8 protein-coding genes are annotated in these 8,281 nt (G+C 66.5%); 3 read left to right on the top strand and 5 right to left on the bottom strand.

What is annotated here, in order from left to right; translation table 11 throughout:
- Positions 1-219: 219 nt before the first annotated feature.
- Positions 220-1,533: a tyrosine--tRNA ligase gene (tyrS, locus tag ABQF30_RS20795; RefSeq protein ID WP_448467239.1), complete on the bottom strand. Its 1,314-nt coding sequence runs from the start codon at positions 1,531-1,533 to the stop codon at positions 220-222.
- 6 nt (positions 1,534-1,539) lie between these two features.
- On the bottom strand, positions 1,540-2,151 hold the full coding sequence (locus tag ABQF30_RS20790; protein WP_448467237.1) for a DNA-3-methyladenine glycosylase: 612 nt from the start codon (positions 2,149-2,151) through the stop codon (positions 1,540-1,542).
- Between the two features lie 69 nt (positions 2,152-2,220).
- Here ABQF30_RS20790 and ABQF30_RS20785 point away from each other — a divergent pair, with 69 nt between their 5' ends.
- Genes ABQF30_RS20785 through ABQF30_RS20775 form a run of 3 tightly spaced genes read left to right on the top strand, consistent with a single transcriptional unit; the run spans position 2,221 to position 4,386 of the window.
- Positions 2,221-2,970, top strand: a complete 750-nt coding sequence (locus ABQF30_RS20785; protein WP_448467235.1) for an ABC transporter ATP-binding protein — start codon at positions 2,221-2,223, stop codon at positions 2,968-2,970.
- Positions 2,913-3,740, top strand: coding sequence for an ABC transporter permease (locus ABQF30_RS20780; RefSeq protein WP_448467233.1), 828 nt, complete (start codon positions 2,913-2,915; stop codon positions 3,738-3,740). The genes ABQF30_RS20785 and ABQF30_RS20780 overlap by 58 nt, the downstream gene beginning before the upstream one ends.
- 7 nt (positions 3,741-3,747) lie before the next feature.
- Positions 3,748-4,386: a TetR/AcrR family transcriptional regulator gene (locus ABQF30_RS20775; protein ID WP_448467231.1), complete on the top strand. Its 639-nt coding sequence runs from the start codon at positions 3,748-3,750 to the stop codon at positions 4,384-4,386.
- Here the strand turns inward: ABQF30_RS20775 and ABQF30_RS20770 are convergent.
- From ABQF30_RS20770 to ABQF30_RS20760, 3 genes are all read right to left on the bottom strand, one after another.
- On the bottom strand, positions 4,360-4,569 hold the full coding sequence (locus ABQF30_RS20770; RefSeq protein WP_448467230.1) for a Trm112 family protein: 210 nt from the start codon (positions 4,567-4,569) through the stop codon (positions 4,360-4,362). The genes ABQF30_RS20775 and ABQF30_RS20770 overlap by 27 nt on opposite strands.
- A 9-nt stretch (positions 4,570-4,578) precedes the next feature.
- Positions 4,579-5,124, bottom strand: a complete 546-nt coding sequence (locus ABQF30_RS20765) for a hypothetical protein (RefSeq protein WP_448467228.1) — start codon at positions 5,122-5,124, stop codon at positions 4,579-4,581.
- 68 nt (positions 5,125-5,192) lie between these two features.
- The gene (locus ABQF30_RS20760) at positions 5,193-8,246 is read right to left on the bottom strand and encodes an acyl-CoA synthetase (protein WP_448467226.1); all 3,054 of its coding nucleotides are present in this window, start codon (positions 8,244-8,246) and stop codon (positions 5,193-5,195) included.
- Between the last annotated feature and the right edge of the window lie 35 nt (positions 8,247-8,281).

Below are 8,281 nucleotides of genomic sequence, written 5' to 3'. Positions count from 1 at the left end.
CGCCCGAGCTGACCGCGCAACCATCCCGCGGCTAAAAGCCGCTGACCGTTACTGCAGACAGTGAGGATGACCCACTTTAGTGGGTTTCTCTCTCGGATTTTGTCTTCGCTCTCCGGCTGGACCGTGTCGCTCTGACTTGCAATAAGTTACGGCAGGGAAAACTTGGAGTCAAATCGCCTGGTAACCGGGACGTTTCGCCTGGTCAGAGGTGTCAGACACCTAGCCGCGGGTGCCGACTCGATCGACCCCCGCGATGTTGCGCTTGCCACGTCGCAACACGAGCCAACGGTCGTGCAGAAAGTCCGACGACTGTGGTATCCACTCGTCGCTTTCGATGCGCACATTGTTGACGTAAACGCCGCCTTCGGCGACCGTGCGCCGGGCTGCGCCCTTACTTGCCGACAGTCCGGTCGCGACCAACAGATCGGTGATGGCGTCCGGACTTCCCGGTTTCAGCTCGGCCACCTGGCCGTTTCCGGCCTCGCGCAAGGCCGCGGCCAGGGTTGATTCGTCGAGATCGGCCAGGTCTGCCCTGCCGAACAGGGCCTGGCTGGCGTATTCGACGGACTCTGTCGCGCTTTCCCCGTGCACCAGAGTGGTGAGTTCGCGGGCCAACCGCCGTTGTGCGGCGCGCTCATGCGGCCGGCTCTGTGTCGCCTCGGCGAGTTCGGCCAGCTCGTCGGCGGACAGGAAGGTGAACCAGCACAGGTAGCCCACGACATCGGCGTCGGTGGTGTTGACGAAGTACTGGTACCAGGCATACGGGCTGGTCATCTCGGGATCCAGCCATAGATTGCCGCCCCCGGTCGACTTGCCGAACTTCTTGCCCTCGGAGTCGGTCACCAGCGGAGTCGTCATCGCGTGCACGGTGGCGCCGACCTTCTGCCGCACCAACCGGGCCCCTGCGACGATGTTGCCCCACTGGTCGGAACCGCCGATCTGCAGCGCGCAGCCGTGCCGTTGATGCAGCTCGACGTAGTCGTTGGCCTGAAGGAGCATGTAGCTGAACTCCGTGTAGGAGATGCCGTCACCTTCGAGCCGGCGCCGAACCGTATCGCGGTCGAGCATGACGTTGACGGAAAAGTACTTGCCGACGTCACGCAGGAACTCGATCGCGGAGAGCTCGCCCGTCCACGACAGGTTGTTCTCGACGATCGCCCCCGTCGGTGAATCGTCGAACTCGACGAACCGTTCGAGCTGACCGCGGATGCGCGTCGCCCAGTCGGCGACCGTGTCCGCGGTGTTCAGCGTGCGTTCGCCGGTATCCCGTGGATCACCGATCATCCCGGTGGCGCCGCCGGCGAGCACGATCGGCCGGTGGCCGGCCTGCTGGAACCGCCGCAGAGTCAGAAGCGGTACGAGATGACCCGCATGCAGGCTCGGAGCGGTCGGATCGAAACCCGAATAGACGGTCAAGGGCCCGCTGGCGAGATCACTCGCCAGCGCCTCCCGGTCCGTGGACTGCGCGATCAACCCACGCCAGTCCAACTCGTCGAGGATGTCCGTTGCCCTAGAAGTCACGCGTTCGATCATCTCGCATCAATCACTGCCACCGGGCGCCGGTGCGCGTGGACTGCGCCGATAAGCCGATACCTCACCCCGATCGGCGAGCCAGAACCGCCACCTACGGTCGGCCGCCTTGCTCACTCCGACCCGCGGACCATCGATCGCCTCGCTGGACGCGCCGAGCGCGAGCCGAACCGGGCTCGCGGCATCGGAGAGGTCGATTCCATTGTCGGCCAACGCGATTCCGAGGGCTGAGCAGAGATTTCCCGGGCCCCGCGCCAACCCGGCCATCGGCACGAGCGGACCCCGTCGCTGCTGAGCGAGGTCGACGCCGGATTCCACGGCCGCGGCCCGAAGCAGCACCGCGCCTGCGACGCCGTCATAACCACACACCACGTTGGCGCACACATGAATGCCGTGGCTGAGGTAGGTGTACAGCCGACCGGGCGGCCCGAACATCACCAGGTTTCTGGCGCCGGGGCCTCGAAACGAATGAGACGCGGCGTCCGGCCATGGTCCGTCCGACGGGCCGCCGTACGCCTCGACCTCGACGATCGTGGCCGTCACGCCGCGTCCACTGAGCTGGGACCCCAACAATCGGCGCGCCGCGAGAAGCGGATTCCCCGCCAGCAACTCAGCGCCCACCCGAGCGATTCTGCACTGCTTCGGCGATGTCCATTGACACCGGTACACAGCGCGCGCACTATTCATCACATGATGACTTCATCGTTCGGTGAATTGTCGGCGGCCGGGCCGGCTATAGACATCGACGGGCTAGACGTGATCCGGGGTGGTCGGCCGGCAGTGCAGGACGTCACCGTGCAGATCGCCCGCGGCACGATCACCGGCCTACTGGGGCCATCGGGCTGCGGCAAGACCACACTGATGCGCTGCATCGTCGGCACGCAGATCATCGCGGATGGAACGGTGACCGTGCTCGGCCATCCGGCGGGTTCGGCGCCGCTGCGGCACCGCGTCGGATACGTCACCCAGAACCCGACGATCTATAACGACCTGCGGGTCATCGACAACGTTCGCTACTTCGCTTCGCTGTACGGAACGTCGAGCGCGGCGGCCGACAGTGCCGTTCGGTCGGTCGGCCTCGACGACCACCGGACCGCATACTGCGCAAACCTGTCCGGCGGGCAGCGGACCCGCGCCTCGCTGGCGTGTGCGCTGGTGGCCGAGCCTGAGCTGCTCGTGCTCGACGAACCCACCGTCGGACTCGACCCGGTGCTTCGCGTGGACCTCTGGGAGCAGTTTCAGCAGCTGGCCAGGCGCGGGACCACACTGCTGGTCTCCAGCCACGTGATGGACGAAGCCGACCACTGCGGCGACCTGCTGCTGATGCGCGAAGGACGAGTGCTTGCCCACACCACGCCGTCCCGGCTACGAGAGGACACCTCATGCACGTCCCTGGAGGAAGCGTTTCTGACCGTCATTCGGCAGCGCACCGCGGCCTGAAACCGCGCAGCCGGTGGAGCCCACAGGCCTACCTCGCCACCACCGGCCGGATCCTGCGTCAGCTCGCCGCCGACCACCGCAGCGTCGCGATGATCCTGCTGGTGCCCAGCCTGATCATCACGCTGATGTACTTCATGTTCCAGAACGCGCCGCACCGCCCGGGCGGGCCGACGCCGTTCAACAGCGCGTGCCTGATCATGCTCGGCGTGTTCCCCCTCATCGTGATGTTCCTCATCACCTCGATAACGATGCAGCGTGAACGTGTTTCGGGGACCCTGGAGCGCATCCTCACCACCCCGCTGCGCCGGTTCGACCTGCTCGCGGCGTACGGCACGGCGTTCTCGATCGCGGCCGCCGCCCAGGCCACCCTCGCCTGCGTCGTGGCTTTCTGGTTCCTCGGATTCCACACCGAGGGCAGCCCCATCCTGGTGTTCCTGATCGCGATCATCAACGCGGTACTGGGCGTCGGCCTGGGCCTGCTGTGCAGCGCGTTCGCCCGCACCGAGTTTCAGGCTGTGCAGTTCATGCCGGTGGTGATCGCTCCGCAGTTGCTGCTGTGCGGCATCATCGTCCCGCGCGCCGCGCTGCCGGAGTGGCTCCAGTGGATCAGCAACGTACTACCCGCCAGCTACGCATTGGAAGCCTTGCAAGAGGTCGGCGCCTATTCTGAGCCGACCGCCACCGCGGTGCGTGACATCGCGATCGTGATCGGTTTCGCGGCGCTGGCGCTGTGCCTGGCCGCGGCGACGCTGAGACGACGAACCCCATAGGAAGCCGTTGAGCACCACAGACTTTGATCCCGGGCGCGAGCGAAAAAGGCCCGGCCGGCCGCCGGGCACCTCCGACACCCGCGAGCGCATCCTGACCATTGCGCGGGAGCTGTTCGCGCGCAACGGGATCGACAAAACCTCGATCCGTGCGATCGCCGCGGGTGCCGGCGTCGACCCCGCACTTGTGCACCACTACTTCGGCACGAAGACCCAGCTGTTCGCCGCGGCGATCCACATCCCCATCGACCCGATGGCCGTGATCGGTCCGCTGCGGGAAACACCCGTCGAACACATCGGACACACACTGCCGTCAATTCTGTTGCCGCTGTGGGATTCCGAGTTGGGCAAGGGCTTCATCGCAACGCTGCGCTCGATTCTTGCCGGCAACGATGTGTCGCTCGTGCGGTCGTTCCTGCAGGAGGTGATCGTCGCCGAGGTCGGCTCCCGGGTCGACAATCCGCCGGGCAGCGGCAGAATCCGGGTGCAGTTCGTGGCGTCACAACTGGTCGGCGTGGTGATGGCGCGCTACATCCTGGAGCTGGAACCGTTCAAGTCGTTGCCGGTCGATCAGGTCGCCGAAACCATCGCGCCGAACCTGCAGCGCTACCTCACCGGTGAGCTACCGGGCCTCGGCCCGCTCGAGTAGCCGCTGGTGCTCGGCATCGTCGTCGATCGCCACAGCCTCGTCGACCAGCAGCACCGGAATACCGTCCTCGATGCGGTAGGCGCGACGCAACCGGGGGTTGTACAGGTACTCATTTCCGATCAGCAGCAGCGGCCCGCGGTCTTGCGGGCACACCAGGATGTTCAGGAGCTTTTCGTCGACCACGAGGCGTGACTAACCGATCGGTTGCTGAATGCCGCCGCCACTCGGCCCGATGAAAACCCCGGTGTTGTCAGGATTCGTGGGGTCGGGCGCCATTCCGGGCGGCAACTGGTTGATGCCCGCGGTGAAACCACCGGGCGTGACGGCGCCTGCGGCCTGAGCGGCCAACTTGCGCTGGTAGGAGACCGTGCTCTTGAGGGCGTCGACCAGCGGGGTCTGATTGGGCCGCTTGTCGAGCGCGTCAGCGAGCGCCATCCCATTCGCGTTGGACGGCTTGTAGCCCTGGGCTCTCAGCACCAGAACCTCATGAATCAGCTGGGAGATCTGGCCACCGCCTGCACCGGTGTCGTAGTCGCCGGCGATGATGGCCAGCGCTTCCTCCGTCGACATCTTGGGTGCCGGTGGCTCATCGGCCCCGGTGGTCGGCACGGCGAACGCCATCGGAACACTCGCTGCACCCGCGCCGACGAGTAGCCCGACGGCCAGTGCGCCACCCGCGACAGCCCCGGTGACGGCACGACGCCAGCCATAGCGGTTCCTGCTCTGCACCCCAGTCATCGATCCTCCAGTCAGTCCGCCGCCAGCCGGAGCCTAACAGTGCTCCAGCCACTCGGCACGATGGTCAACTATCGCTGCTGCGCGTCCGTTGCGGGTTCATCCTGATCCTGTCCCCCGGCGAGTTCGGTACGCACGGCCGCGGTCAGCCTCTTGTACGTACCCGTATCGGTGTCGAGGTACCAGGAGTTACGACGCGTGGGTTTCGGGATACCGGCGGCCTGCATCGGGCCGACCAAAGGGCGGTAGGACGCACCGAGTTCCATGTCCGGGACCACGTGCACGACGTCCGGCGGATGGCCGACCGGAAGGTCGCCCAAGGCATGGGACAGATCGGCGGTCGGAATGCTGCCGCCCGGGCGCAGCGCCAGCGCCGTCACCGCCAACTGCCGTTCGCCGGCATCCACGCGATAGGTGACCGACATGTCGACCGCGTCCAGTCGCGCGACCGCGTCGTTGACTGTGGTGGCGTACACCGGTCCGCGTTCTGTGTGGATCACCGCGCTTCGGTTGTCGACCAGCCAGTAGTCGCCGTCCTCGTCGCGACGAAACAGAAACTCGGTGGACACCCAGGTGTCGGCAGGCGCGAAGACACCCCGCTTCACTACCGCCGTCGGATCCACCGGGCCGCGCGGACGGGCCAGCAACATACCGACTTCGTTGACGTCGGCCCGGCGCACGAAGCCGCTCTCGTCTTCCAGGATCAGGTCGTCGTCCGGATCGTAGGCGGCCAGCTCGACATGGCCGCCGCCGGGCAGCGGACGCCCCTTGCTGCCGATCTTGGCACCGGCAACGTTCGCGAGCACCGCCTGGCCATCTGTGGTCGCGAAGAATTCGACGACCTGGGCGGGCTCGAACACGTCCACGACGCGCTTCCACAGACCGGCGGGCATACCGGAGCCGATGAACAGCCGCACCGGATGGCTTCCGGTCAGTGAGAATGACGGATCGTCGATGACCTCGCGCAGCATCGCCCACGTGTAGGACACCACGGTGACGCCGTATTGACGGATCTCCTGCAGGAACCGGTCCGGCTGCAGCCCTCGCGACAGCGCGATCCGCGAACCGCCGACGACGGCGCCGCCGAGGCTGACCAGCAGGCCCGACTGGTGATGCAGCGGGGTGAGGCAGTACACCGTGTCGCTTCGGCCCAAGTTGGCCGCCGAAGCCGTGCCGAACGCCGACAGGGCCCACCGGTAGTTCGTGATCTGCCGGGGAACCAGCTCACCGCCGATCGCGCTGAACGCCACGAACGCCAGGTCGCGGGCCAGGCCGGGGTTGGGCCGGTACCAGCCCGGCAGTTCCACCACGTCGGGGTCGATCTGCTCCATGTCGATCACGTCGGCGTGCTCAGGCAGGGCCAAGTTGCGGTTCTCGCCGCCACCCAACACCAGCACGCGCACATCGAGGGTGCGGGCGGCATCCAAATGCCCTGGGTCGGCGATGATTTCGGAGACACCGCCGAGCCGGACCGCTTCGGCCAGATCGACGTCGGGCGGGATGAGCACCGCCACCGCACCTAGCCGCGACAGCGCGGCGATAGCCACCAAGGCACTGGGCCGAGTCTCCATCAGGACACCGACATGCGCACCCTGACGCACCCCGACGTCGATGAGACCGCGCACCACGTTGTTGATGCGGCGGTCCACCGCCTCATAGGTGTGTACGCGACCGTCGAACAGCAGCGCCTCGCCGTTGGGAGCGCTGCGGGCCTGCTCGGACATGATGCGGCCCAGCGAGATTCGGGTGTGATCGTTGACCTGCCCGAGGCGAGCCAGCCTGGGCAGCGTGCGGGCCGTCTCGATGACCAGGGTGCGTGCGTTCTTGTTCGCCGCCACCAGGGCGTCGGCCGCCGACCGGGCCACCCCGAACGCCATCTCGGTAGCCGCGGTCGCACCGTGTGTCACCCGGGTGGTGATTGAGACTCCACCCTCGGGATGGTCGGCGGGTTGTTCGGCCATCGGTACGACGCCTTCGGGCATCTCGCCACCGCTGTCGAGCCATTTCACCCACCGCGCCACCGTCGGCCATGTCTGGCTGGATGCCTTGGAACCGACCACCAAACCGAAATGTCCTGCGCTGATGGGATATTCGTAAACATCGGCCTGCGGAGCGGCACGCTTGATGCCGCGCACCGCCGCCGGTTGGCCGATATCGTCCACTTCGCCGACGACCGCCAGTACCGGGCAGTCGATGTCGGAGAGGGTGACCAGATCACCGTGGATGGAGAAGCCGCCGGTCATCATCCGGTTGTGCGAGATGAACTGCTTGAGCAGTTCGGAGATGGCGGGACCCGACCAAGCGATCCAGCCCTCGGAGGCCAGGAATCTCCGCTGCTGTTCACGCGGCAGCAGCGCCTCACGGTCGTGCAACTGCCGCAGGAATTCGATCCTGGACTGGGCGGTCTTGATCGGGTCGAGCATCTGGAAACCTGCCCGGGCGAGCCAGCCGGGGATGTCGATGCGGCTGAACACATGGTCGGCCATGAAATCCGCCGCACCCGCCGCGACACCGGCGGGCAGGTTCATCGGCAGCGCGGCCAGGGTGTCCACCGGTGCGCCGAAGGCGATGATGCTCGCGAGGTCTTTGGAGCGCCGGTAGGCCGCCGTCTGGTAGGCGAACATGCCGCCCTGGGAGTAGCCGGCCAAATGTACGTCCCGCCCGCTGACTTCCTTGACGGTGTCGATCGCCTCACTCAGGGCCACCACGTGGTCGGCGAGATTGCGCCGCATCCCTCCTTCGACCTTGTCGGGCGAACCGAAGTCGATCACCCACGGGTCGATGCCCGCGGCGTGCAGGATGCCGACGGCTCCGTCGTCGCGGGTGACGTCCCACATATCGGCCGACATCATCATCGGATGGACCATCAGCACGGGCGGGCCCGGATCCTGGACGCCGGGCCGGGCATCGGGCGGGAAGTACCGGCGCAGCCGGTACATCGGGACGCTCTGAATGATCTGGAAGGGCGACGGCACCGCGCCGGTCTCCAGACCGCCGTAGCGCAGCACCTCCAAACCGTTCTGCGCGGTCGCCAGCAACCGCTCGACCGGCTTGGTCACTGCCGCGAAATCCACCAACGCCTGCTCCCCTACGTCGACAACCCATCCCCCGATTGACGTCGTCATCATGGCATGCGGCGACTCGTTGACGACGGCTGAGC

Source organism: Mycolicibacterium sp. XJ870 (assembly GCF_053483975.1).
This window is presented reverse-complemented; position numbering and strand designations above follow the sequence as displayed.